General features: G+C 58.6%; 27 protein-coding genes. 7 read left to right on the forward strand and 20 right to left on the reverse strand.

Annotation, left to right across the window (positions count from 1 at the left end):
- Positions 1-618 precede the first annotated feature (618 nt).
- A complete protein-coding gene (locus ACFFFR_RS05195; protein ID WP_377458459.1) occupies positions 619-1110 on the reverse strand; it encodes a GyrI-like domain-containing protein in 492 nt (163 codons plus the stop codon).
- An 85-nt stretch (positions 1111-1195) separates the two neighbouring features.
- Here ACFFFR_RS05195 and ACFFFR_RS05200 point away from each other — a divergent pair, with 85 nt between their 5' ends.
- Positions 1196-1567: a carboxymuconolactone decarboxylase family protein gene (locus ACFFFR_RS05200; protein WP_377458460.1), complete on the forward strand. Its 372-nt coding sequence runs from the start codon at positions 1196-1198 to the stop codon at positions 1565-1567.
- A 95-nt stretch (positions 1568-1662) separates the two neighbouring features.
- Here ACFFFR_RS05200 and rpsQ read toward each other — a convergent pair whose 3' ends face one another.
- The 17 genes from rpsQ to rpsL all read right to left on the reverse strand — a co-directional run bounded on the left by rpsQ (position 1663) and on the right by rpsL (position 16711).
- The gene (gene rpsQ, locus ACFFFR_RS05205; protein WP_377458505.1) at positions 1663-1956 is read right to left on the reverse strand and encodes a 30S ribosomal protein S17; all 294 of its coding nucleotides are present in this window, start codon (positions 1954-1956) and stop codon (positions 1663-1665) included.
- Positions 1953-2249 carry a 50S ribosomal protein L29 gene (gene rpmC / locus ACFFFR_RS05210; RefSeq protein WP_377458461.1) on the reverse strand — a complete coding sequence of 99 codons (297 nt, stop codon included), beginning with the start codon at positions 2247-2249 and terminating at the stop codon, positions 1953-1955. The genes rpsQ and rpmC overlap by 4 nt, the downstream gene beginning before the upstream one ends.
- A 2-nt stretch (positions 2250-2251) precedes the next feature.
- Positions 2252-2668 carry a 50S ribosomal protein L16 gene (rplP, locus tag ACFFFR_RS05215; RefSeq protein WP_377458462.1) on the reverse strand — a complete coding sequence of 139 codons (417 nt, stop codon included), beginning with the start codon at positions 2666-2668 and terminating at the stop codon, positions 2252-2254.
- Positions 2668-3489 carry a 30S ribosomal protein S3 gene (rpsC, locus tag ACFFFR_RS05220; RefSeq protein WP_377458463.1) on the reverse strand — a complete coding sequence of 274 codons (822 nt, stop codon included), beginning with the start codon at positions 3487-3489 and terminating at the stop codon, positions 2668-2670. Before rpsC ends, rplP begins: the two co-directional genes overlap by 1 nt.
- Positions 3489-3857, reverse strand: coding sequence for a 50S ribosomal protein L22 (rplV, locus tag ACFFFR_RS05225; protein WP_377458464.1), 369 nt, complete (start codon positions 3855-3857; stop codon positions 3489-3491). The genes rpsC and rplV overlap by 1 nt, the downstream gene beginning before the upstream one ends.
- A 40-nt stretch (positions 3858-3897) precedes the next feature.
- Positions 3898-4179, reverse strand: a complete 282-nt coding sequence (gene rpsS / locus ACFFFR_RS05230; RefSeq protein ID WP_377458465.1) for a 30S ribosomal protein S19 — start codon at positions 4177-4179, stop codon at positions 3898-3900.
- Positions 4180-4191: 12 nt separating this feature from the next.
- Complete coding sequence (gene rplB / locus ACFFFR_RS05235) at positions 4192-5028, reverse strand: 50S ribosomal protein L2 (protein WP_377458466.1); 837 nt, start codon at positions 5026-5028, stop codon at positions 4192-4194.
- 33 nt (positions 5029-5061) lie between these two features.
- Positions 5062-5367 carry a 50S ribosomal protein L23 gene (rplW, locus tag ACFFFR_RS05240; RefSeq protein ID WP_377458467.1) on the reverse strand — a complete coding sequence of 102 codons (306 nt, stop codon included), beginning with the start codon at positions 5365-5367 and terminating at the stop codon, positions 5062-5064.
- A complete protein-coding gene (gene rplD, locus ACFFFR_RS05245) occupies positions 5364-5990 on the reverse strand; it encodes a 50S ribosomal protein L4 (RefSeq protein ID WP_377458468.1) in 627 nt (208 codons plus the stop codon). The genes rplW and rplD overlap by 4 nt, the downstream gene beginning before the upstream one ends.
- A 4-nt stretch (positions 5991-5994) precedes the next feature.
- The gene (rplC, locus tag ACFFFR_RS05250) at positions 5995-6645 is read right to left on the reverse strand and encodes a 50S ribosomal protein L3 (protein ID WP_377458469.1); all 651 of its coding nucleotides are present in this window, start codon (positions 6643-6645) and stop codon (positions 5995-5997) included.
- A 19-nt stretch (positions 6646-6664) separates the two neighbouring features.
- Entirely contained in the window at positions 6665-6973 is a 309-nt protein-coding gene (gene rpsJ, locus ACFFFR_RS05255) for a 30S ribosomal protein S10 (RefSeq protein WP_002857463.1), read from the reverse strand.
- 359 nt (positions 6974-7332) lie between these two features.
- Positions 7333-7791, reverse strand: coding sequence for a DUF3817 domain-containing protein (locus tag ACFFFR_RS05260; protein ID WP_377458470.1), 459 nt, complete (start codon positions 7789-7791; stop codon positions 7333-7335).
- Between the two features lie 47 nt (positions 7792-7838).
- Positions 7839-12020, reverse strand: a complete 4182-nt coding sequence (locus ACFFFR_RS05265; protein WP_377458471.1) for a hypothetical protein — start codon at positions 12018-12020, stop codon at positions 7839-7841.
- 208 nt (positions 12021-12228) lie between these two features.
- Positions 12229-13419, reverse strand: coding sequence for an elongation factor Tu (gene tuf, locus ACFFFR_RS05270; RefSeq protein WP_377458472.1), 1191 nt, complete (start codon positions 13417-13419; stop codon positions 12229-12231).
- 284 nt (positions 13420-13703) lie between these two features.
- Positions 13704-15821: an elongation factor G gene (gene fusA / locus ACFFFR_RS05275; RefSeq protein ID WP_377458473.1), complete on the reverse strand. Its 2118-nt coding sequence runs from the start codon at positions 15819-15821 to the stop codon at positions 13704-13706.
- Between the two features lie 45 nt (positions 15822-15866).
- Positions 15867-16337, reverse strand: coding sequence for a 30S ribosomal protein S7 (gene rpsG / locus ACFFFR_RS05280; protein WP_377458474.1), 471 nt, complete (start codon positions 16335-16337; stop codon positions 15867-15869).
- Positions 16337-16711: a 30S ribosomal protein S12 gene (gene rpsL, locus ACFFFR_RS05285; protein WP_377458475.1), complete on the reverse strand. Its 375-nt coding sequence runs from the start codon at positions 16709-16711 to the stop codon at positions 16337-16339. Before rpsL ends, rpsG begins: the two co-directional genes overlap by 1 nt.
- Positions 16712-17135: 424 nt before the next feature.
- Between rpsL and ACFFFR_RS05290 the strand changes: the two genes are divergently transcribed.
- Complete coding sequence (locus ACFFFR_RS05290; RefSeq protein ID WP_377458476.1) at positions 17136-17387, forward strand: DUF6458 family protein; 252 nt, start codon at positions 17136-17138, stop codon at positions 17385-17387.
- Positions 17388-17528: 141 nt separating this feature from the next.
- On the opposite strand, the gene ACFFFR_RS05295 is transcribed toward ACFFFR_RS05290, so the two are convergent.
- Positions 17529-18377, reverse strand: coding sequence for an SDR family oxidoreductase (locus ACFFFR_RS05295; RefSeq protein ID WP_377458477.1), 849 nt, complete (start codon positions 18375-18377; stop codon positions 17529-17531).
- 114 nt (positions 18378-18491) lie between these two features.
- Between ACFFFR_RS05295 and ACFFFR_RS05300 the strand changes: the two genes are divergently transcribed.
- From ACFFFR_RS05300 to hutG, 3 genes are all read left to right on the forward strand, one after another.
- Positions 18492-19085, forward strand: a complete 594-nt coding sequence (locus tag ACFFFR_RS05300; RefSeq protein ID WP_377458479.1) for a maltokinase N-terminal cap-like domain-containing protein — start codon at positions 18492-18494, stop codon at positions 19083-19085.
- A 169-nt stretch (positions 19086-19254) separates the two neighbouring features.
- On the forward strand, positions 19255-20301 hold the full coding sequence (locus ACFFFR_RS05305) for an urea transporter (RefSeq protein ID WP_377458481.1): 1047 nt from the start codon (positions 19255-19257) through the stop codon (positions 20299-20301).
- 3 nt (positions 20302-20304) lie between these two features.
- Positions 20305-21249, forward strand: a complete 945-nt coding sequence (gene hutG / locus ACFFFR_RS05310) for a formimidoylglutamase (protein ID WP_377458482.1) — start codon at positions 20305-20307, stop codon at positions 21247-21249.
- 20 nt (positions 21250-21269) lie between these two features.
- Here hutG and ACFFFR_RS05315 read toward each other — a convergent pair whose 3' ends face one another.
- Entirely contained in the window at positions 21270-21677 is a 408-nt protein-coding gene (locus tag ACFFFR_RS05315) for a hypothetical protein (RefSeq protein WP_377458484.1), read from the reverse strand.
- A 151-nt stretch (positions 21678-21828) separates the two neighbouring features.
- Between ACFFFR_RS05315 and ACFFFR_RS05320 the strand changes: the two genes are divergently transcribed.
- Positions 21829-22878: an iron ABC transporter substrate-binding protein gene (locus ACFFFR_RS05320; protein WP_377458486.1), complete on the forward strand. Its 1050-nt coding sequence runs from the start codon at positions 21829-21831 to the stop codon at positions 22876-22878.
- A gap of 40 nt (positions 22879-22918) precedes the next feature.
- Positions 22919-24496, forward strand: coding sequence for an ABC transporter permease (locus ACFFFR_RS05325; protein ID WP_377458487.1), 1578 nt, complete (start codon positions 22919-22921; stop codon positions 24494-24496).
- The last annotated feature ends 3 nt before the right edge of the window (positions 24497-24499 follow it).

Here is a 24499-nt window from a genome sequence, read left to right on the forward strand (position 1 = left end):
ATTCTTTTACAGCCGAAGACGTAGTACTCGGGGTCGGTTCTGCACTCGGAGACGCTTTTTCCGACGGTGTGCTTGAGGGAGTTTCTGATTCGGGTGAAGCTTCCTGCGTCGGGGAGGACGAGGCGGTATCGGTGTCTCCCGAGGTTGGCTCCGCTGTCGCCGGGGAAGCCAACGGTGCAATCAGAACAAGACTTAAGAGAAAGGTTAAGAAGGCAAACAGGAGGGAGTGTTGGCGGCGTTTATCAGCGTCGAGACGGCGCTTTCGTGTATTTAGACGCACTACGACGAACACAATCCCCTCAGTTTGTCCCAGCTTTCGTCTTAGCTAGGTCACTTATCGATCAAGCGTGACGGGTGAGTCAAGGTTTCCAGACATAATCCGCCATATCGATATATCGAATTGTATCAACGCCTAGGACCCATAAACACATAGAATCTCACGCAAGTAAGTTGTAGATTGGCGATACTTGCCTGCAAATACGGGAAAGTAGGCACCGCAGTATCGAGACAAGAGTGAATACTGTGTTAATTTTCACTCAACAAATGAAGTGAACTTTGGTTCCAAAGTTAAATAATCACCGTGTAATTACGGTCGAGCGACTTGAAACCTGAGCGTCCCTATTTGAGGGAGAAATAGAGCTCGGTAACCATTGAATTGGGGTCTGCTTCGGGGCTCGGTTCGGTGACGTACACTTCCCACATCGGATCCGCGGGAACGAGCCCCTGGGTCTGGGCTTCGTTCAGGAACTCGGTCCAAGCATGGCTTAGTCCGGCATAATTGCCCCGATGGCTGGTCGTCGCCACCCTTCCGCCTGGCAAGATACTCCCGTGGACAGGATCATGTCCGGGCAGGTGAATGCTTTCTGCCAGTGGGGCCGACACAGGCACACCGACTTCTAATCCGAAGGTGGGGACTTCCCCCTGCTCCATTGCGGTGTACAAACCGAAAGCGGGCCCGGTTGGCTGAATCCCCAAGCTGGTTAACGCAGCAAACACCGAGCTGAAAGCATGATCGTAAAAATCGGTAAGTTGATCGGCCATGATCGCGTCTCCGCGCACAACTGCGGTCGGAACTTCCGTCAGGGTGATGATCTTCAGGTCAATGGACATGACTTCCTGCTCACTCCCGCTGCGAAGTCTTGCGAGCACTACACTGAAGAGCGGACTGCAGAATTTCTAGCTCAAGGAGGACAACATGAGTTTCAGCATGGATAAGGGTCATGAGTTTGTAGAGCAAACCCAGTCGCCGGAAGGTGCCAAGGCGTGGAAAGAGCAGCTGGATGCCTATGCCCCTGGTGCTTCGGACTGGGTGGTTGGCGCAGTCTTTGGTGGCACGTACCAACGTGAGGGCATCGACCTGCGGACCAGGCAGTTACTGAACATTGGCGCGCTAGCCGCCATGGGTGGCGTTGAGCCGCAGCTGACCGGGCATATCAAGACTGCTCTTGAGGTAGCGGGGATGAGCCAGCAGGAGGTGGGCGAGGCGATCGCGCACTTGATGCCTTACATTGGTATCCCGAAGACCCTTGCGGCGATGCGTTGCATGAAGGCAGCCGTCGAGGGCTAGAACCGGTCAACCGTTAAATGACGAAGACCCGAATCGGAAGGTGAATCCGGTTCGGGTCTTCGTTGAAGTGTTTCTAGTGCGAAACGTTGGAGAGCTTACTTAGCCTTCTCAACGATCTCGACTAGACGCCACCGCTTGGTTGCGGAGAGGGGACGAGTTTCTGCAAGCAGAACCAAGTCGCCAATGCCAGCGGTGTTCTCTTCGTCGTGTGCTTTGACCTTCTTGGTGGTCTTCATGACCTTGCCGTAGAGCGCGTGCTTCTTACGGTCTTCGACCTGGACCACGATGGTCTTGTTCATCTTGTCAGACACCACGTAACCGCGCAGGCTCTTGCGGTAGCCGCGCTCAGGTGCTGCCTGAACAGCAGTTTCCTGGTTCTCGCTCACTATGCATCGCCTTTCTTAGCGGCTTTCTTGGCAGCCTTCTTGTCTTGCTTGGTTTCCTCAGCTGGGACAACCACATCTTCACGAATCCCGAGTTCGCGTTCGCGTAGGACGGTGTAGATGCGCGCGATGTCGCGCTTGACGGCCTTCAGGCGGGAGGAGTTTTCGGCCTGACCGGTAGCGGTCTGGAAACGCAGGTTGAACAGTTCAGCCTTTGCTTCCTTCAGAGCCTCCAACAACTTGGCCTGATCCATGCCGTCGAGCTTGTCAACAGCGTATTCTTTCGAACCCAAAGCCATCGTTATTCACCACCCTCACGGCGTACGATGCGTGCCTTACATGGCAGCTTGTGGATAGCCAGACGCAGGGCTTCACGTGCGACTTCTTCGGATACACCGGAGAGTTCGAACAGGACGCGTCCTGGCTTGACGTTGGCAACCCACCATTCTGGGGAACCCTTACCGGAACCCATGCGGGTTTCGGCTGGCTTCTTGGTCAGTGGGCGGTCTGGGTAAATGTTGACCCAGACCTTACCGCCACGTTTGATGTGGCGGGTCATGGCAATACGCGCAGCTTCAATCTGACGGTTGGTCACGTAGGCTGGCGCCAGGGCCTGGATGCCCCACTCACCGAAGACCACCTGGGTACCGCCGCTGGCTTTACCGGAGCGGGTTGGGTGGTGCTGTTTGCGGTATTTCACGCGACGTGGCATAAGCATTAGGCTTGGCCTCCTTCAGCACCAGCGGATGCTGGAGCCTCAGTTGCTGGCGCTTCCTGCTGCTGAGCCTGCTGACCCTGTGCGCCACCGCGGTTGCCACGGCGACGACGGTCACCGGAACCACGGCGGTCGCCACCGCGACCACGTGGGGCGCTAGCGGCAGCCTGGGCGGCCAGTTCTTTATCGGTCAAATCACCGTTGTAGACCCACACCTTCACACCGATACGACCGTAGGTGGTCTTGGCTTCGAACTTGCCGAAGTCGATGTTGGCGCGCAGGGTGTGCAGTGGCACACGGCCTTCACGGTAGAACTCGGAGCGGGACATTTCAGCGCCACCCAAGCGGCCGGAGCACTGGATACGAACACCCTGTGCACCTGCACGCATGGCGGACTGAATAGCGCGCTTCATCGCACGGCGGAAGGCCACGCGGGAGGCGAGCTGCTCGGCGACGCCCTGAGCAACCAGCTGAGCGTTGGTTTCTGGGTTCTTGACTTCCAGAATGTTCAGCTGAATCTGTTTGCCGGTGAGTTTTTCCAGCTCACCGCGGATGCGGTCAGCTTCTGCCCCACGACGGCCAATCACAATACCTGGGCGTGCGGTGTGGATGTCCACACGAACACGGTCCCGGGTGCGTTCGATTTCTACCTTGGCGATACCGGCACGTTCCAGCCCAGAGTCAAGCAGCTCACGGATCTTGATGTCTTCCTTCAAGAAGTCCTTGTAGCGCTGACCTTCCTTGCTGGAGTCGGCAAACCAGCGGGAGACGTGGTCGGTGGTGATTCCAAGACGGAAACCGTTCGGGTTAATTTTCTGTCCCATTACTGGTCCCCACCCTTCTCATCGTCCGTTGCAACAACCAGGGTGATGTGGCTGGTGCGCTTGAAGATACGTCCCGCACGGCCTTGGGCACGTGGCTGGAAACGCTTCATAGTTGGGCCTTCATCAACAAAGGCTTCGCTGATGAACAGCTCGTCCTCGTTGAATGCCAGACCTTCGCGGTCGGCTTTCTGCCGGGCGTTAGCCACAGCAGAGGCCAGTAGTTTGTAAACCGGCTCCGAAGCGCCCTGCTGGGCAAACTTCAGAATGGCCAGAGCCTCATTCGCTTGTTTGCCACGAACAAGGTTGACGACGCGCCGGGCCTTCATAGGCGTTACGCGGACATGGCGCGCAATAGCCTTGGCTTCCATTGCTTTCCTTCTCTCGTCTCTGCAAGAAGTTCAAGCGGCCTTAGCGGCGCTTGCCCTTCTTGTCGTCCTTAACATGGCCGCGGTAAGTCCGCGTTGGAGCGAATTCGCCGAGCTTGTGCCCGACCATCGACTCGGTGATAAACACTGGAATGTGTCTACGGCCGTCATGCACGGCAATAGTGTGACCGAGCATGTCCGGGATGATCATGGACCGGCGGGACCAGGTCTTGATGACGTTTTTGCTGCCCTTTTCGTTTTCAGCAACGACCTTCAGGTAGAGGTGCTGGTCAACGAAAGGACCTTTTTTCAGGCTGCGTGGCATGTTTCCAGGCTCCTATCGCTTGTTGCCAGAACGACGGCGACGAACAATGAGCTTGTCGCTTTCTTTTTTCGGACGGCGGGTACGGCCTTCGACCTTACCTGCAGGGTTGACTGGGTGGCGACCACCGGAAGTCTTACCTTCACCACCACCGTGTGGGTGATCGATCGGGTTCATGGCCACACCGCGAACGGTTGGGCGGACGCCCTTCCAACGCATGCGGCCGGCTTTACCCCAGTTGATGTTGATCTGTTCGGCGTTGCCGACTTCACCAATGGTGGCGCGGCAGCGAACGTCAACGTTGCGGATTTCGCCGGATGGCAGACGCAGCTGAGCGTACTTGCCTTCGCGAGCAACCAGCTGGATGGACGCACCAGCGGAGCGGGCCATCTTGGCGCCGCCACCTGGACGCAGTTCCACAGCATGGACCACGGTACCCACTGGGATGTTACGCAGTGGCAGGTTGTTACCTGGCTTGATGTCGGCGTTCGGGCCGGACTCAACCATGGTGCCCTGAGTCAGGTTCTCTGGGGCGATGATGTAGCGCTTGGTGCCATCAACGTAGTGCAGCAAGGCGATGTGCGCGGTACGGTTCGGGTCGTACTCGATGTGTGCAACCTTTGCGGGCACACCGTCTTTGTCGTGACGACGGAAGTCGATCACGCGGTACTGGCGTTTGTGGCCACCACCTTTGTGACGGGTAGTGATTTTACCGCTGCTGTTACGGCCACCGGACTTGGTCAGGGGACGCAGCAGTGACTTCTCCGGGGTGGAGCGAGTCAGCTCGGCAAAGTCAGCTACGCTCGAGCCGCGCAGGCCCGGAGTAGTTGGCTTGTATTTACGGATTCCCATATGTGTATTCCTCGATAAAGTGGTCTCCGAACCTTAGAGGCCCGGACCGCCGAAGATGTCGATAGTGCCTTCTTTGAGAGTCACAATGGCGCGCTTGGTCGCCTTGCGTGATCCCCAACCGAAGCGAGTGCGTTTGCGCTTGCCGGCACGGTTGATGGTGTTCACGGAATCAACCTTGACGCCGAAAATGGTTTCGACGGCCTGCTTGATTTCCGTTTTGTTCGAGCGTGGGTCGACCAAGAAGGTGTACTTACCTTCATCGATCAGGCCGTAGCTCTTTTCAGACACGACTGGTTCCAGGACCACGTCGCGTGGATCTTTATTTACGGAGCCGCTCACTTGGTGCCCTCCTGGTTGCCTTTGCTCCCAACAAAGTCGTCGTAGGCGGCCTTGGTGAAGACCACATCGTCGGCGTTGAGAACGTCGTAGGTGTTGAGCTGGTCGGCGTAGATGGTGTGCACTTCAGCCAAGTTGCGTGCAGACAGTGCAGCAACATCGTCGGTGCGGTCGATGACAACAAGGAACTTGTTGCGATCGGCGGCAAGCGACTTCAAAGCACCCAGTGCGGCCTTGGTGGATGGGGTATCCCCGCTCACCAGAGCTTCGATGACGTGGACGCGCTCGTTACGAACGCGGTCGGTCAGGGCGCTACGCAGAGCAGCGGCTTTCATTTTCTTAGGGGTGCGCTGGGAGTAGTCGCGCGGTACTGGACCGTGTGCCACACCACCGCCGGTCATCTGTGGTTCGCGGATCGAACCCTGACGGGCGCGACCGGTACCCTTCTGACGGAATGGTTTGATACCGGAACCGGAGCGCTCAGCGCGGGTTTTGGTCTTGTGAGTACCCTGGCGTGCAGCGGCCTGCTGAGCAACCACAACCTGGTGCATCAGTGGGACGTTGACCTGCACATCGAAAATTTCGGCAGGGAAATCAACAGAAACTTTTTTGACCTCGGTAGCCATTTACTTATGCTCCCTTCACTGCGGAACGGACCAAGACAACTTGGCCACGAGCGCCTGGCAGGGCGCCCTTGATGAGCAGCAGGTTCTTTTCTGGATCCACTGCGTGCAGGGTCAGGTTCAGCGTGGTCTGGCGGACGTTACCCATCCGGCCGGCCATACGCATGCCCTTGAATACACGGCCCGGGGTGGCTGCGCCACCGATGGAGCCAGACTTACGGTGGTTCTTGTGTGCACCGTGGGAGGCGTTACCGCCACCGAAGCCGTGACGCTTCATGACACCAGCGGTACCTTTACCCTTGGTGGTGCCGATGACGTCGACCTTCTGGCCGGCTTCGAACAGTTCAACGCTCAGTTCCTGACCGAGCTCGTAGCCGTCAGCGTCTGCGGTGCGGATTTCGACCACGTTGCGGCGTGGGGTAACCCCGGCCTTTTCAAAGTGACCAGCCAGTGGCTTGGTGACCTTGCGTGGGTCGATCTGGCCGTAACCGATCTGAACGGCTGCGTAGCCATCGGTTTCGGCGTTACGAATCTGGGTGACAACGTTGGAATCAGCCTGCACAACAGTCACTGGGATCAGCTTGTTGTCGGCGTCCCAAACCTGGGTCATGCCGAGCTTCGTGCCCAACAGCCCTTTAACATTGCGGTTTGCGGTCATAGTTATCTCAGCACCTCCCCTAGAGTTTGATTTCGATGTTTACGTCGGCTGGAAGATCCAGGCGCATCAGCGAATCAACTGCTTTAGGCGTCGGATCAATAATGTCGATCAACCGTTTGTGAGTGCGCATTTCGAAGTGCTCACGGCTGTCTTTGTATTTGTGTGGTGAACGGATCACACAGTAGACGTTCTTCTCAGTTGGCAGTGGTACTGGACCAACAACCGTTGCGCCTGCGCGTGTGACCGTGTCAACGATCTTCCGTGCTGAAACATCAATGACCTCGTGGTCATATGACTTCAGCCGGATGCGGATTTTCTGTCCCGCCATGGCTCGGTGCCTCTTTCTTAGTACGTGGGTGTACTTTTCTTCCCTATGAGTGCCGCAATAGCACTTATGGTGGCCGAGCTATCTCGACCGCCTGCACAGACCGAATCCGATCGTGAGAAAAACCGGGTTCCTCGCCCTGCCAGGCTTCACCCCGCGGTCGGGCGTGTCGCATTATTTTGTGACACGAAAATCCCGCGGAGGATTTTTTGATTTTGTATGTGGAGCCTAGATCAGCTCCAGAGCAACTTATCTAGTATAGACAGACATGTTCTACAGATGCGAATCGAGCTGAGGATTCGCCGGTGTTAGCTCCCCCACGTCGGCTAGCGCAAGCGATGCGCGTGGTTGATGTGGGTGGTTTAGGAGAACCATTCATTCGGTGGTCCGGCCTGCAGTAGCAGGAAGAACACGACCGATATCACAACCAAGATCAGCACGGCGGCCAATACCGGGTTTCGCAAGATCCAGCGTAGCAGTTTCTCCGGTGCTGTGGTCGGCTCATAGTCCTTTCCAAGCACATGCCAACGATCGGAGAGCCGACCGGTTTTCTCTACGTGCCGCTCGAACGGAATCGTGGCGTACGGCAGGATAGCCGAGGCCAAGCCGGTGAGTCCCAGGCCTGTCCCCCACTTTTCATTCACCCACACCAGCACGGTGGCCGTCAGGTACATGAAGAAGACGAACCCGTGGGTCGCGCCGAACGGAAAGATGAGGGCGTCCGTGAGACCGGAATACTTGGCGATCATGCCGATGATCAGCAGCGTCCAAGTGACCGCTTCCGCGCGTGCGAGCGTGAGGTAGAACTTGCGTGGTGACACAACGACCTTCCGTTGTCGGTGTATGTACAGGTGTTATCTCGGTACAGCTAGTGCTGCGGTGGCGTAGGCTCCGTTGGTCCACCCGGTGCTGGCGGAGGCTGCTGTCCTGCTGGCGGATAGTATCCTGCCGGCGGTTGCGGGGCTCCGTACGGTGGTTGCGACTGTTGCACTGCTCCGGGTGGGCCCGGTGGCAGGGTGGCCGCGGAGGTTGGCTTCCGGGTGATGCGGATGAGTTGCCAGATACCCACCCCCATCAATGCTAACGCCAATGGGAACAGCAAGAGGACACTGCCGAAGCGCAGGAAGATCATCAGCACCAACACCACACCGAGAATGCCCCAGATCAGCACACCGGTGCGGGACGCGATGGCCCCGTAGATGATTAAGGCCACAAAGGCAGCAAGGATCCAGAAGAACTCGAACGTAGAGTCCGTCAGACCAAACATCAGGAACGTGCTGAGCGACAAGAGTCCGGCTGAGCTGAACAGGTAGCTGTTGAAACGAGTCGAGCTATCCGTCACCGCGACAACGGGTTCTGGCACAACCGGGGCATAGACGCCCTCAACCGGTCCGCTAAATGATTGCGTCGGAGCGCCACCGGTCCGCCGGGCACGCAAGCCAGTCATCGTGGCGAGCAGAGCGAGGGCCAGCACCAGATGCTGGATGAACCAGAACGCGACCCGCTGATCGACATCGTTGGCCGGGACATCGGCCCAGATCCGTTGGGCGCCCAGGACAGCCACGATGAGCATGAGTTCCCACACGGTGCGGCGTGCTGGCCGGCTGACCATTTCTCGGCCGAGTCCCAGCATTCCCACCAAGGTGAGGATCACTGCGAAGATCAGTGCCGCCTTGGAATCGGTCCAGCCGTAGACCATGAACACCAGGAAGGTGATCAGCGTGGTCAACCGAGTGTTGCGTCCCGCCCGTTCCCCGCCGGGCCCACCGACACAGAACAATCCGATGAGGTAGCCGGTTGCCCCGCCCAAGAACCCGGCGATCAACCACACCGGCAAATAGTTTTCGGTATTGGCAAACAGGTCTGACTGCAGTCTGTCTGCCAGCGGCAGGAACGCCAAGAAGATGACGGGCACTGCGGCCGGTCGCAGTCCCTCACCCGCACCCGTGTTGTGGTAGGAGCTAATGATCATAGCTGTGGCCAAAAGCAGCCCGACAATACCCCAGACATATCCGTTCGAGGTGTGCCAGAGCGCCCCAGCGCCCAGCATCGCGTAGGCCGCCAGAGGCGCCCAGATACCGGCGGTTTTCCAGCGCTGCTGGTAGTCCGGTTTGCGCAGTGGCAGCAAGAGCAAGAGCACAACCCCGGCACCGAGGAGGACCATGATCCAGGCCGCGGTCGTTTCGTTCCAATAGCGTTCAATCGGCGTCCGGTTTTCACCGGCCATTGCCCGATACAGGGCGCCAATCCCCGCGGCCTTCATGAACCCGAATGCTGCCAGCGGAAGGTAGGCGATGAAGTGTCGCAATGCGTACCAGAGTACGAGAACGCCAAAGAGGACCCATCCGACCAACAGGGCCCAGCGGAACAGCTCGGCACTGCTGAACTCCGTATTGAAGTGAGGAACATCCAACAGCAGGTACAGGGGCATCACCAAGACCAAGCCGGCACTACCGATTTGATGATTGTAGAGTCTGCGGGAGATCCCGACGGGTGCGCTCTCCACGGTGTGTGTGGAGGCTGAACCAGCCATGAGGGCGTTAGTCGTGCGCGTGCCGTCTTGGAAGATGAGGTAGAGGAAGTACCCCAGCAGTGCCAATAGTGGCACCGCGAAGGTGAGGTTGGAATCGGCTTGCAGCACCCGCAGTCCATTCAACAGCGCGTAGCCCAAGCCCAAGGCTGCCGCCGTTTGATACCAGCGGGCTTTAATCGCCGCGGATTCGGTGCGCAGTTTGGCGGTGAAGTAGCCGCCGAGCCAGACCACCGTGACTAGTACCAGCCCGAAGATCAGGCTGAACCAGTGAGCGCTCCCCGGATCCAGTGTGGCAAGAAAGCTCCGTTCCCGGATGCCCAGCACCAGGCCAAGGAAGGCCCACGCCCACAGCGCCGCGTGCAAGGAATTCTTAGCGGGGTCAAGGCGCATATTCCGCAGCAAGATCAGACCGAAACTGGTTACCACCGCAAGGACGAGCAGCATGCTCAACAGGTAGATGCTTTGCTGGTAGTCGGATGCTCGCAACCGGCTTGCATGACCGGCGCCCAGGCTCATCCATAGCGCGAAGCCGGTGCCGGCTGCACCGATGTAGCCTGCTAAGCGCTCACTGATCTGGTGCCACGGGCGCGCGGGCTGATCCGGGATCTCTGCCGCTGCAGCATCGGTCAGGATGCGTGTGCCGCGGAAGAGTTTCAGGATGGTGAAAACCCACAGGACAGCCGCGATAGCCCAGAGCGCCACGACAATCGTCATGGTTTGGCCGCTGGCACTGGTATTGGCCACGCCCACGTGGGTGCGCACGATCAGGTAGAGAACTGTCGCACCGATGATGGTGAAGATCAGTTGGTGCAACGGTTCGCGTCGACTGCGCAGCATCGCGATCCCGAATCCGATCAGTCCCAGGATCCAGAACACTTCGGGCCGGAAGAATTCGCCGCCGTAGCTTTCGTTTGATGCGCGGGTGGCCCAAAACGGTGCTATGAGGAACCACAGTGGTGAACCCAGTGTCCTCCCCCAAACCATGTTTGCCGCAGCGGAACGCTGATGGAAAACAATGCCAATCACCAGGGTGATCATCGTGATGACCAGCGGCAAGTTCAGCGATGCGATGTCGTTCTGGCCAAACAGGTTGGGGTTGATCGTTCTTTCGGTGCCCCAGGCTAGTGCCAGCAAACCGAGGGTGTGCAGTCCCAGATCGACGCCGATCCAGTTAGCCGCGAAACGTTGACTGCGTTCGGAGCGCTGCAGCAGGCCGAGGTAGCGCCGCTGGGCCAGCAAGGTGGTGATGATGGTCGCCGCTAGCCCCAGCGCCATGACAATAGCGATGGTGCTGCCGGGAACGTTGAGGGTGCGCAACGTTTGCCAGAGCGTCAGCAGGAACAAAGCCCGGGCGGCGCTGAGATAGTAAAGCTTGTAGCGCGGGATACTCAACACCGAACGGGTGATGTAGTACAGCAGCGCCGCCGCAAACACCAGCGTGTTCTGCAGATCGGTGAGGCGTGGAAAGAGGAAGAACTGCGCTACGAGGGTGGCAGGGACAATGTATTCGTGGGTGTGCACGAAAGCGTGGACGAAGATGTTCTTCATCCACCGCGGTTTCTCGGCAGCGAACCAGCTGATGATCGTCGCCACCACGATCGTGAAGACGAAGGACCACACCATTCCGGAGCGCAACACCGATCCGGCGGCAACACCCATGGAGAGGAAGAACGGTACCGTCAGGAACGCGACGATCCGCGAGTTTAAAATGGCGGCCGCGACGGAGAATCCGATGGAACCGATGATGGAGAAGGCCAGCCACGGCCACGGTGATCCGGGCCAGATTTGGTTTGCTGCTGCGAGGGCGAAGATTGGGTAGAGCGCTAGGCCTGTCCCGGTGAACGCAGTTCCTGAGGAGCGTAGTCGCGGCGAGTATTTGTGCAGGAGCAGGCCAGCGGCGTAGAAACCTGCGGTGACAAATCCGAGCGCTCCGACCGTGATGACCAGTGGCAGTCCGGCACCGAGGAAGAGCATGCCAGTGCCGACCATGAGCAGGGCGGCAACATAGAGCAGGATGTTGGCGTTACGGATTTGCTGCTTTTCACGTTGCTGCGCGAGTTGTTCCGGGCTCAGCGGTGGCGGGATGAACCCCGGTGTTGGTTGGAAGTGTTGCAGCTGGTGCGGTGCCGCCGACTGCGGTAGGTGTGCCGGGACTTGTTGAGCAGCGTGGGCTTGAGGTGCCGCTGGGGTCGGTTGGGGCCGGACCGGTGTGGAGGGTGGTGCCGGCGGGGTTTCCGGCTTCCTGTCGGGCTGGGCCGGTTGCGCTTGCGGCTGGGCCGGTTGTTCAGCGGGGGCTGAAGGTTGCGGAGCTGGGCGTTGGATCGGTTCCCGTGGGGCGTTTTGGCCGGCTTGGTAGCCTTCCTGCCACGCTGCAGCTAAGTCTGCCTGGGAGGTGTGACCCGCCCCGGCAGCTTCTCTGCGTCCTTTGCTTTTGCCGATGAAGTAGCCGATGAGCACGCCAACACCGACGGGCACAAGAAAAAGCATGAAGAGAAAGAAAAGGAATCCAGATCCCACAGGCGCTCCCGCTGCTCGGTAATACTGCCCCTAAATCTATCGGATGGGTGCCTGTCTCGGCGTGATGATGTCAGGTTTGCTACCGCAAGTGTGCGTCTGATTTGGCCGGAGCATCTATGTGGAGGGACAACGAAGCCCCCGGGAGGGTTTCTCCCGGGGGCTTCGTTGAGTAAGTTGACCTGCTTAGCTAGCTAAGCGTTGTCGGTCCTTACTTGATGATCTTGGTAACGCGACCGGAACCAACGGTGCGGCCACCCTCGCGGATAGCGAAGCCGAGGCCTTCTTCCATCGCGATTGGCTGGATCAGCTCAACGGTCATTTCGGTGTTGTCACCTGGCATGACCATTTCGGTGCCTTCTGGCAGGGTGATAACGCCGGTGACGTCGGTGGTCCGGAAGTAGAACTGCGGACGGTAGTTCGAGTAGAACGGGTTGTGACGGCCACCTTCATCCTTGGACAGGATGTAGACGTTGGCTTCGAAGTCGGTGTGTGGGGTGATGGAGCCTGGGGCTACAACAACCTGGCCACGCTCGACGTCTTCGCGACGCAGACCGCGCAGCAGCAGACCACAGTTCTCGCCAGCCCATGCTTCGTCGAGCTGCTTGTGGAACATCTCGATACCGGTAACGGTGGTCTTCTGAACTGGGCGGATACCAACGATTTCAACTTCGGAGTTGATGGCGAGGGTACCGCGTTCTGCACGACCGGTCACCACGGTACCGCGACCGGTAATGGTGAACACGTCTTCGATCGGCATCAGGAATGGCTTGTCCTTGTCGCGGACTGGGTCCGGGATGTACTCATCGACAGCGTCCATGAGGTCTTCAACGGACTTGACCCAGGTTGGGTCGCCTTCCAGAGCCTTCAGGCCGGAGGTGCGGATCACTGGAGCTTCGTCGCCGTCGAATTCTTGGGAGGACAGAAGTTCGCGAACTTCCATTTCAACCAGGTCGAGGAGCTCTTCGTCGTCAACCATGTCGCACTTGTTCAGGGCAACCAGCAGGCGTGGAACGCCAACCTGGCGGGCCAGCAGAACGTGCTCGCGGGTCTGGGCCATTGGGCCGTCGGTTGCTGCACAGACCAAGATCGCGCCGTCCATCTGGGCGGCACCGGTGATCATATTCTTGATGTAGTCAGCGTGACCTGGAGCGTCAACGTGTGCGTAGTGACGCTTGTCGGTTTCGTACTCCACGTGGGAGATGTTGATGGTAATACCGCGCTGACGCTCTTCCGGAGCGGAGTCGATATTTGCGTAATCGCGTGCTTCGTTCAGATCCGGGTACTTGTCGTGCAGTACCTTGGAAATGGCAGCAGTCAACGTGGTTTTACCGTGGTCAACGTGACCGATGGTGCCGATGTTGACGTGCGGCTTAGTCCGCTCGAACTTTGCCTTCGCCACAGGTTCCTCCTAGAACTTATTTTGCTTGTCAGAAGACTAAATCTAGCCACGTGGGTAACTAAGACTTTGACTAGTCTACTTTGGGCGAGTTGATTTATAAAAATCTCCGGCTCCTTCAGGCGCATACATCGCTGTGAGCTTATACACACCATCAGACCTATAGGGCTGCCGCCATCCGGAGAACTACCGGCAGCTCCTGTTCCGGCCCACCTGCGCCCGGGGGTTTAGTCCCCGGGTACGCAGGGTGGTTGGAACAAGTTTTGTTTGTGGTCGCGGTAGCGAGCTTACTCGCCCTTGACCTTCTGGATGATTTCGTCGGCAACGGCGCGTGGCACCTCTGCGTAGGAATCGAACTGCATGGAGTACACAGCACGACCCTGGGTGCGGGAGCGCAGGTCACCGATGTAACCAAACATCTCGGACAGTGGAACCGCGGCGCGGACCACCTTGACACCGGAGGCATCTTCCATGGACTGGATGGCGCCACGGCGGGAGTTCAGGTCACCAATCACGTCACCCATGTATTCCTCAGGGGTGCGGACCTCAACGGCCATGATCGGTTCCAGCAGGATTGGCTGTGCACGGCGCACGCCTTCCTTGAAGACCTGGGAGCCAGCGATCTTGAACGCCATTTCCGAGGAGTCGACGTCGTGGTAGGCGCCGTCTTCCAGGGTGGCCTTCACGCCGACCATTGGGTAACCGGCGAGGATACCGAACTGCATCGCGTCCTGGATACCGGCGTCAACGGATGGGATGTATTCGCGTGGAATACGGCCACCGGTGACGGCGTTCTCGAACTCGTACATTTCTTCGGAGTCCTCGACTGCCAGTGGCTCGAAGGTGACGATGACCTTCGCGAACTGGCCGGAACCACCGGTCTGCTTCTTGTGGGTGAACTCAACGTTTTCGACCTTCTTCTTGATGGTCTCGCGGTAAGCAACCTGTGGCTTACCAACGTTGGCTTCAACCTTGAACTCGCGGCGCATGCGGTCCACGAGGATGTCCAAGTGCAGCTCGCCCATACCGCCGATTTCGGTCTGGCCGGTTTCTTCGTTCAGGTTCACGGTGAAGGTTGGGTCTTCAGCCGAGAGCTTCTGAATAGCGGTGGAGAGCTTCTCCTGGTCGCCCTTGGATTTTGGTTCAATCGCAACCGAGATCACAGGATCTGGGAAGGTCATGGATTCCAGGACGATTGGGTTAGCCGAATCGGACAGGGTGTCACCGGTGGTGGTGTCCTTCAGGCCAACAACCGCGTAGATGTGGCCTGCGTAGGCTTCATCCACTGGGTTTTCCTTGTTGGCGTGCATCTGGAAGAGCTTACCGATGCGTTCGCGCTTGCCCTTGGTGGAGTTGAGCACCTGAGAGCCTGCGGCGACCTGACCGGAGTACACGCGTACGAAGGTGAGGGTACCGAAGAATGGGTGCGCAGCGATCTTGAAGGCCAGAGCGGAGAATGGCTCGTCCTTGGATGGCTTGCGGGTCAGTTCCTTTTCCTCGTCGGAAGGATCGTGACCAACCATGGCTTCCACATCGACCGGGGATGGCAGGTAGTCGATGACGGCGTCGATCATCGGCTGCACGCCGCGGTTCTTGAAGGAAGAACCACACAGGACCGGGTAGGCCTCGGAGGCGATGGTCAGCTTGCGGATACCGGCTTTGAGTTCCTCAATGGAGAGTTCTTCACCTTCGAGGTATTTCTCCATGAGCTCTTCGTCGGCTTCAGCAACAGCTTCAACCAGTTCAGCGCGGTACTGTTCGGCGCGCTCAACCAGGTCTGCTGGGATGTCCTGGACCTCGTAGGAGGCACCCAAGGATACGTCACCCTTGGCGTCGCCTGGCCAGACGAATGCCTTCATGGAGAGCAGGTCGACAACGCCAATGAAGTCGTTCTCGGCACCGATTGGCAGCTGCAGTGGCAGTGGCTTGGCACCCAGGCGGGAGACGATGGTCTCCAGGGTGTGGTAGAAGTCAGCGCCCAGCTTGTCCATCTTGTTGACGAAGCAAATGCGTGGAACGTTGTACTTGTCTGCCTGACGCCAAACGGTTTCAGACTGTGGCTCAACACCTTCCTTGCCGTCGAAGACAGCGACGGCACCGTCGAGCACGCGCAGGGAGCGCTCCACCTCAACGGTGAAGTCAACGTGGCCCGGGGTGTCGATGATGTTGATCTGGTTGTCGTTCCAGAAGCAGGTCACGGCAGCGGAGGTAATGGTGATACCGCGCTCTTTTTCCTGTTCCATCCAGTCGGTGGTGGAGGCACCATCGTGGGTTTCACCGAGTTTGTGGTTTACACCGGTGTAGAACAGAATGCGTTCCGTGGTAGTGGTTTTGCCGGCATCAATGTGCGCCATGATGCCAATATTGCGGACCTTCTTGAGGTCAGTAAGCACATCCTGTGCCACGGTTTCTCCCTAAGGGTTGGTTGGGTGATCCAAGTGAGGTAAGGACTACCAGCGGTAGTGTGCGAAGGCGCGGTTGGACTCGGCCATCTTGTGGGTGTCTTCGCGGCGCTTCACAGCGGCACCAAGACCGTTGGAGGCGTCGAGGATTTCGTTCATCAGACGCTCGGTCATGGTCTTCTCGCGGCGAGCCTTAGAGAAGCCGACCAGCCAGCGCAGAGCCAGTGCGGTTGCACGGCCTGGCTTGACCTCGACAGGAACCTGGTAGGTGGCGCCACCAACACGGCGGGAACGCACCTCGAGGGCTGGACGGATGTTGTCCATGGCCTTCTTCAGGGTCACGATTGGGTCGTTACCGGTCTTCTCCTCGGTGCCGGCGAGGGCGCCGTACACGATGCGCTCTGCGGTGGCCTTCTTGCCATCCATCAGAACTTTGTTGATCAGCTGGGTGACCAGTGGGGAGTTGTAAACCGGATCACTGATGACAGGGCGCTTAGGTGCTGGACCTTTACGTGGCATTACTTCTTCTCCTTCTTGGCACCGTAGCGGCTGCGAGCCTGCTGGCGGTCTTTGACACCCTGGGTGTCAAGGGCGCCACGTACGATCTTGTAGCGAACACCTGGCAGGTCCTTAACACGACCACCGCGCACCAGCACGATGGAGTGTTCCTGCAGGTTGTGACCTTCACCTGGGATGTAGGCGGTCACTTCGACGCCACCGTTCAGGCGCACACGGGCAACCTTACGGAGGGCAGAGTTAGGTTTCTTTGGGGTGGTGGTGTACACACGGGTGCACACGCCGCGACGCATTGGGCTTCCCTGCAGCGCAGGAGCCTTGGTCTTAACCACCTTCGGTGAGCGGCCCTTGCGGACCAACTGCTGAATTGTAGGCACTGGTTAGTTCTCCATACTTATTGTGAGGACCAATTCTTCACTGACATTTGTTCAAGACTTTTTGCACCATCTAGCCCTTGACTGATGTGCCAGTTACTGGCCGTCAAGAGCGAAGAATTCGCGATGACGCAAGCAACGACCTCTAGGCGTGCAAAAATGTGGCATGCGTTGCACAACTTCCCTGCAACTCGGACTGCGTCCACTTTGCCACATCTAAAACAATCGTTAATCAGTGTAACAGACACGCGCGGATTCGCGCCATTTGACGCATGTCACCCACGCGAGCGACTGTTTCACGGACTTAGAACAGTATAAAGCAGGAGGCAGCTGAACGCGTTCAGGTGACGAGAATCATTACGCAGGCTTATAATAACCCTGAGTAACATTCACTCTCACCTTGTACATCATTTGAGGAGAAACCCACATGCGTATCGGTGGTTCACTATTCCTGCTGGCTCTAGGCGCCATCTTGGCCTTCGCTGTCAGCGACATGATCCCTAACGTCGACCTGACCTTGGTCGGCTACATTCTGATGGGCGTCGGCGCGATCGGCCTAATTGTCAGCCTGTTCATGACCGCTTCTGCCCGCACCGGCGGCCGCGTTAGCGAAACCCGCACCGTCACCGACCCTGCCACGGGTGAAACCGTGCGCCGGGACGAATCCCGCGACATCTAAGCACGCAACCTAAACAGTCGGGACACTTCTCTACTGATAAAAGCTGCACTGTGGCACCGCTGATATTTTTTCAGCGGTGCCACAGTTGCTTGGATGAGAACTCTTCGTCGCTCTGACTCTTGGTCGGCTCCGACGCGGGACCTAGTCCAGAAAAGCGTCCACCATGAGTTCTGCACCCGGCTCCACCGCATAATCGCCGAAGTCGGTGACGCCCGCTTCGCTCAGTACCTGATCGTCGATGAAGAAGTTCCCGGAGGTCTGACGTCCATCGCTGGTGAGAATATGCCATGCCGCATCCGCCACGATCTCGGGTTTGCGGCCACGTTTGACGAGCTCTTGTCCACCTGGCATGTTGCGGATCGCAGCGGTGTCGATCAAGGTGGCCGGCCAGAGTGAATTCACACCCACGCCAGCGTCTGCTAGTTCGGCTGCGAACCCGATCGTGGTCATCGACATCCCGTATTTGCTCATGGTGTAGGCCGTGTGGTCCTTGAACCAGTGCGGTTTCAGATTCAGCGGCGGAGACAAGGTCAACACGTGGGCGCCGCCGGGGTTTTTCTGCGCCGCCGCACGTAGCTGCGGGACAGCGGCTGCGGTCAGCAGGTAGCTGCCGCGCACATTGATGTCCTGCATGAGGTCGTACCGTTTGGGCGGTAGTTCTTGGGAATTGCGAAGATCGATCGCCGAGGCATTGTTAATGACAATGTCGATGCCACCAAACCGCTCGACGGTCTGTTCCACTGCTGCCGCAATGCTCCCTTCATTACGGACATCGCCCACGATCGGCAAGGCTGCCCCGCCGGCAGCTTCGATTTCTTCGGCCGCGGTGAAGATGGTGCCGGGCAGGTTCGGATGAGCTGTGGCTGATTTTGCCACCATGGCGACATTCGCTCCGTCGGCGGCCGCTCTCAGGGCGATGGCCAAGCCGATGCCCCGGCTTCCCCCGGACATCAGAATCGTTCGACCGACAAGGGCGCCTGCTTGTTTCATCGTGTTCTCCAGATTTCTTGAACGTGAGCGATCTTTTCTGCCCAGCCTACGGCCTGTTGTTACCGGCGAGTCAATCTATTTCGTAAATTCAATACACGGACTAGGCTTAGCTTTATGGCCATTATTTACGACGCAGTTCTTAACCCCACCAAGGAACATCTGCTGAACGACTGGGTTCGTCGCCAGCCATGGTTTGCCAGCACCGGCGCAGACCAAATCAAGCACATGGGCGCCTACCGCTTCGATGACCCAGACGGTGAAGTTGGGATGGAGACGCACATCCTGAAAGATGTGTTGGGGAATCTGTACCAAGTTCCGCTGACCTACCGGCCAGAACGCGTGGAAGAGCTTCAGCATGCACTCATCACGGAAATGGAACACTCCATTTTGGGTCGGCGCTGGATCTACGACGCTTCACACGACCCGGTATATCTGCGCAGCTTGGCTCGGGTGCTCCGCGGCGAGCAGATCCAAGCCGATGAGTTCATGGAAAAAGAAGAGCCCGGCGCGGAAATCGAGAAGACCTTCATTGTGGAAGTCGAGAAATCCCCAGGAGGCAACAAGCTCTCCGGTGACGACCTTGGTTTCTTGGCCAATTGCATTGACCACACACCGAACCCCACCCCAGGTGGAGTTCCCGGCCTGATCGGTCATTTCCCTAACTCCAGCCAACGCTACGTGCTCGTTCGCACCTCAAACCCACGTTAATATCTGGAACGTTGTGCCAGCGCCGCCCGGTATCGATCCGGGCGGCGCTGCTCTTTAACGCCCCTCTCTCATGACCACCTAGATTGGACATGGCAGCCTAATTAGACCGATGTGACCCAGTGCACTATAAAGAAGGGAGGGGCACACCAAACTTGTCTTGAGGTGATCATTGAACTCCACACTTTCCCAGCTTCGGGGCGCTTTCACCCCCACCCAGCGTCTCCACGAACGCTCCGCCTTCTTGGGCACTATCGATTCAACATTCCGGGGCATCGGCCAGGTCATCTTTATCAATAATCCGCTCAGCGGATTAATCTTCGCGCTGGCCATTTTTCTGTATCGGCCTTGGGCCGGCCTGCTCTTTGTGGCGGGGTCCTACGCGTGCACCTTGTTCGCACACCTGCTGGACTACCCGCTAGAGCGCATTCGTTCGGGAATCTATACCTTCAATGGGTCGCTGGTTTCCCTGTTGCTGGCGAACTTCCTCACTCCGCAATGGAACTTTGGGATTCTGATTTACGCCATCATCGCTGCCGCAATCTCGGTGCCCCTGATGCATGCTGGACTGGTCCTGCTGACCGAGCGGCTCGGCATCCCGACGCTATCGCTCCCCTTCTCTCTGGTCGGCTTGACGGTGCTGCTTCTGATCCCGACGGTGGCCTACGGCTACGCGAACCACGCTCTGCTCTCCCCGGTGGCCCGGGTTTTGGCCAGCCCCAATGTTGCACTGCGCCCGAGCCACCACGGGGATCCAGTTCCGTTTGCCGAAGGTGTCGTCCAAGCAATCATTCGTGGGGTGAGTGAAACCTTCCTGTTGAACTCACCGCTGGTCGGCATTCTGGTGCTCGTTGGGATCCTGTTGTCTTCCACCATCTCAGCGGCAGCCGCCCTTGTCGGGTCCACGGTCGGCGCCGGACTCGGGCTACTCCTAGGCGCAGACGGCTACCAAATCTTTGGTGGCCTCTGGGGTTACACCGGCGCACTTGCCGCCGTGTGCCTGTTTGGTCCTACCGCCATTTTCAAGCCGACTTGGTCTTCCGGGATACTCGCCATCGTCACCGCCGCCTGCGCCGCGTTCCTCTTTGGGTCTTTAGGCCAGTACCTTGCACCCTTAGGCGTTGTGCCACTGTCCCTACCGTTCGTTCTGGTCACCATGGCGGCAGTCTTAGCCGCCCAAGGCTCTTCCCGTTTCAGCTTCAACGCTGATAGAGGTTGAATCATGAGTGAGAACACTGGCCCTGACTTTGACTGGACTGGTCGTGATGACGGTCCCGGAACCGAATTCGACCGCTACTACCGACTTTTTCAAGACTCTGACCACCCTGCAGATTTCACGCTGATGGGGTTTGCTTGCGACGTAGGCGTACAGCAAAACCAGGGCCGCCCCGGTCCGGCTGAAGGCCCGGACAGTATTCGTTCCGCATTAGCGAATATGGTTCCGCACCACCGCAAACACTTGCAGGATGCCGGAAACATTTCCTGCACCGACGGGGAGCTATCGCGAGCGCACCAACGCCTAGCCGACACCGTTTCAGCGGCACTGGCTGCAGGGAGCACTGCACTGGTGTTAGGTGGCGGTCATGAAGTGGCCTTTGGTTCGTACAGCGGGTTGTTGCAAGAGCAGCAACGCCGCGGCGGGCACGAGCGGATCGGCATCATCAACTTTGATGCGCTTTTTGATCTGCGCGCAGATCAAACCCCCAGCTCGGGGACCCCGTTCTTGCAGGCGGCTCGCGCCAGCGCCAACGCCGGCGTTGATTTCAACTATCTGGTCTTAGGGATTGCAGAACATGCCAACACCGCCGCTCTCTTTGATACCGCCGCCGAGTTAGGTGTCCGGTACCTGCTGGATCGTGAACTGAGCGCCGCCGAAAGCCAGCTTGAACACGCGAAAGAAACGCTGAATCAGTTTCTTGCGAGCATCGATGTGTTGTACGTCAGCGTCGACATGGATGTTTTCCCAGCAGCGGTGGCACCGGGCGTCAGCGCGCCCGCACCGCGCGGTGTGGAACTGGCTGTCGTGGAACCGCTCTTGGAGCACATTCTGGCCACCGGCAAGGTCAAGGTCTTTGATGTGGCCGAAACTAATCCGCGGATCGACATCGACAACCGCACGTCACAGCTTGCGGCCCTTCTGGTCCACACGGTTATTTCCCACCGCTAGTATTTCCCGCCGCTAGGTTGCTAGCGGCGTAACGCCGCCACTAGCCGCTGGAACAGGTTCATCCCGCTCTTCGGTGACGCTCCTGGCGCATGTCCGCCTCGTTCGGCTGCGTCAGTGTCCTGTCGTGGCGCCCGAACTTCGGGTAACTGGAGCTGCTCTTCGGCCAGATCAAAACTGCGGGGTGTGCCTGTTTCGGCGAACTGGTGTGCCCAGAAGCCACGTTTGATCGCATCATCCGGGTAGTACGAATCCCGCCACTGCCACTCGTCTTCATCCAGCGGCTGGGTGAAAACCTCCACGAAAAGGGATCGAACCGATGAGGCGGCCTGCTGGTCTGAGACGTTGACCAGCAGCCATGCTTGGCGCGGTGTCGTCCAGCAGACGGCTACCGGGGCACGCTCAAAACGCTGCTTACGAACATCGTCCATGAAAGAATCCTAGGGGTTCGGCCCGGGCCTGTCGACAGTCTGAGTTCTGCTGCCCGGAACGACTGGTATTTATATTTATACCGATTCCCTTAACTAAGTGGATTAGGCTATCCTAACTAAGACCAAACTTTCCCTCCCCTAGGAGAACCCCATGCGCTCACTGAAGCGTGTCATGGTGGCTGCAATAGCTGCTTTTGGCCTCACCGCCTCGATGGCGGCTTGCTCGACCGACAACAACGGCACCGAGGGTGCCAATAACGATGGCCCACTGGTCATTTACTCCGGCCGTAATGAAGAACTCATTGATCCGCTGATCCAGAAGTTCGAAGAAGAAACTGGTATCAAGCCCGAGGTTCGTTACGCTGGCAGCGCCGAGCAGGCACAATTGCTCCTCACGGAAGCAGACCGCTCCCCCGCACATGTTTTCCTGTCTCAGGAAGCCGGCGCGCTGGGTCTGGTAGCCCAGAAAGACTTGTTGGCAACTCTGCCTGAAGACGTCATGTCCAAGGTCCCTGCCGGGTACTCCTCCGAAGATCAGCAGTGGGTTGGTCTGACCGGACGTGCCCGCGTGGTGGCCTATGACAAGGATTCGGTGGACGAGGCCGATGTTCCGGACACCTACCAAGAAATGGTGGATCCGAAGTGGGAAGGCAAGATCGGGGTGGCCCCGGGGAACGCTTCCTTCCTCGCTTTTGTGACCGCGATCCGTGTTGCCGAAGGCGATGACGCGGCGCGCGAGTGGCTGAAGAAGTTGGCTGGGCTGAACCCGAAGACCTACGAGAAGAACGGCCACGTGCTTGAAGCCGTGAATAAGGGCGAAGTTCAGTTGGGTCTCATCAACCACTACTACTGGTACAACTTGGCCGCCGAAGAGGGCCAGGACAACATGCGGGCCCAAATCAAGTTCGGCCAAGACGGCGATCTGGCTGCCCTGGTGAACGCCACGGGCGTGGGCATCATGAAGACGGCCGAGGACCGGGATGATGCGCGACAGTTCGTTGACTACCTGCTCTCTGCCGATGGCCAAGAGTACTTCGCCGAAGAGACCGCAGAATATCCCCTCGTTGAGGGCGTCGACGGTCCCGAAGGTGTCCCACCGCTGAGCGAGCTGAAGACCCCGGATGTGGACTTGTCCGAGCTCGGCTCTGTCGATGAAACGGCGGCCATGGTCGATGAGGCGGGTCTGACGCTGAACAAGTAGGACTTCGTTGTCCTGCTGCGATGCGGCATAGACTGAAACCATGACCATTGTTGAGAACGGCCGGCAGGAATTGACCCGCCGGCCGTCTCCGCGTTTTTCACGCCCCGTCCGCAAACCGTCCAAGGTTCTGCTGGTGCTGGCGTTTGGCACGGTCGCACTCGTCGCCGTCCCAACCCTCTTCCTGTTGGTAGAAGTCTTCACCGCTCCCGACGGGAAAGCTTTTGAGGCCCTGACCCGGCCACGCACGTTCACCCTCACGTGGCACACCCTAGCCCTTGTTGCCGGCACCACGGTCGGCACGTTGCTACTGGGTATACCCACCGCCTATGTGCTGACCCGCACGAATCTCAAAGGCAAACGTTTCTGGACGGTGGCCACGACCCTGCCCTTGGCGATCCCGTCCTATGTCGCCGGGTTGACCTGGGTGACCGTATTACCCCTGCGCGGCTACTGGGGCTCGCTGTTTGTTCTGGTGCTGGCCACCACCCCGTACGTCACGTTGCCGGTGGCTGCCGCTTTGAAACGGGCGGATGCCGCGGTCGAGACTGTCGCTCGGACCCTCGGGGTGAGTTCTTTCCGAGCGTTCTTGACGATGACCATCCCGCAGATCGCCCCGGCGGCCGGCGCCGGTGCCTTGCTCGTGGCTCTCTACACCATTTCTGAGTTCGGTGTGGTCGCGATCATGCGCTACTCCACCCTGACCCCGGCGGTCCAAACTGCTTTTGGCGGCACCTTCAACCGGGAACTGGCGATCGTGCTGTCGCTGGTGCTCGTCGCTCTGGCTCTGCTGATTGTGCTGGCCGAACGCGCCGTGCGCCGCCCCGTCAAAACCTCTCGCATTACCGTTGGCCCGCCCAAAGATCTGATCCAACTCTCAAAGAAAGGCCATGCCTTCAGCTGGTTGGGTCTGGGAACCGTGTTCGCGCTGTCCGTTGGGGTGCCGATCGTGGCCCTATTGGAGCGGGTCAGTCGTTCGGTGGCTGGTAATGAATTGGAAGTGGGCCGGATGCTGCAAGCCGCCGGCGTCACGATTGGCCTCGGCTTTGCTGGCGCGGCGGTAGCTGTGCTGTTGGCGTTACCGATCAGCCTGTTGGCCGCACGCCACCGCACGACCCTGATTTCCGGGTTGGAGACCACCACTTTTATGGGGCATGGGCTGCCGGGCATCGTCTTGGGTCTGTCCATGGTGTACCTGTCCCTGTCCTTGCTGCCGGGGCTGTACCAGACCGCATGGCTGCTCATCATCGCCTACGGAATACTGTTCGTCCCCAAAGCCATGGGCTCGGTGCGCTCAGCCATTGCCCAGGTTCCGGTCTCCCTAGAAGACACCGCCCGCACCTTGGGACGCTCTCCAGCCCGAACCTGGTTCGAGGTGACGGGGCGGCTGGCCTGGCCGGGCATTGCTGCTGGTGGAATGCTAGTTGCGCTGACCGTGATGAAAGAGTTGCCCGCAACGTTGATGATGCGTCCGATTGGCATGGATACACTAGCAACCAGACTTTGGCAGCTTTCCGACATTGATGCTCACGGCGGTGCCGCGCCGTATGCCATCTTGCTGATTGCTGTCTCGACCGTCCCAGCGCTGTTGCTGGCACGGGATCCGGAAAGGAAGATGTGACCA

This window comes from Micrococcoides hystricis, assembly GCF_042434215.1.
Classification (GTDB): domain Bacteria; phylum Actinomycetota; class Actinomycetes; order Actinomycetales; family Micrococcaceae; genus Micrococcoides; species Micrococcoides hystricis.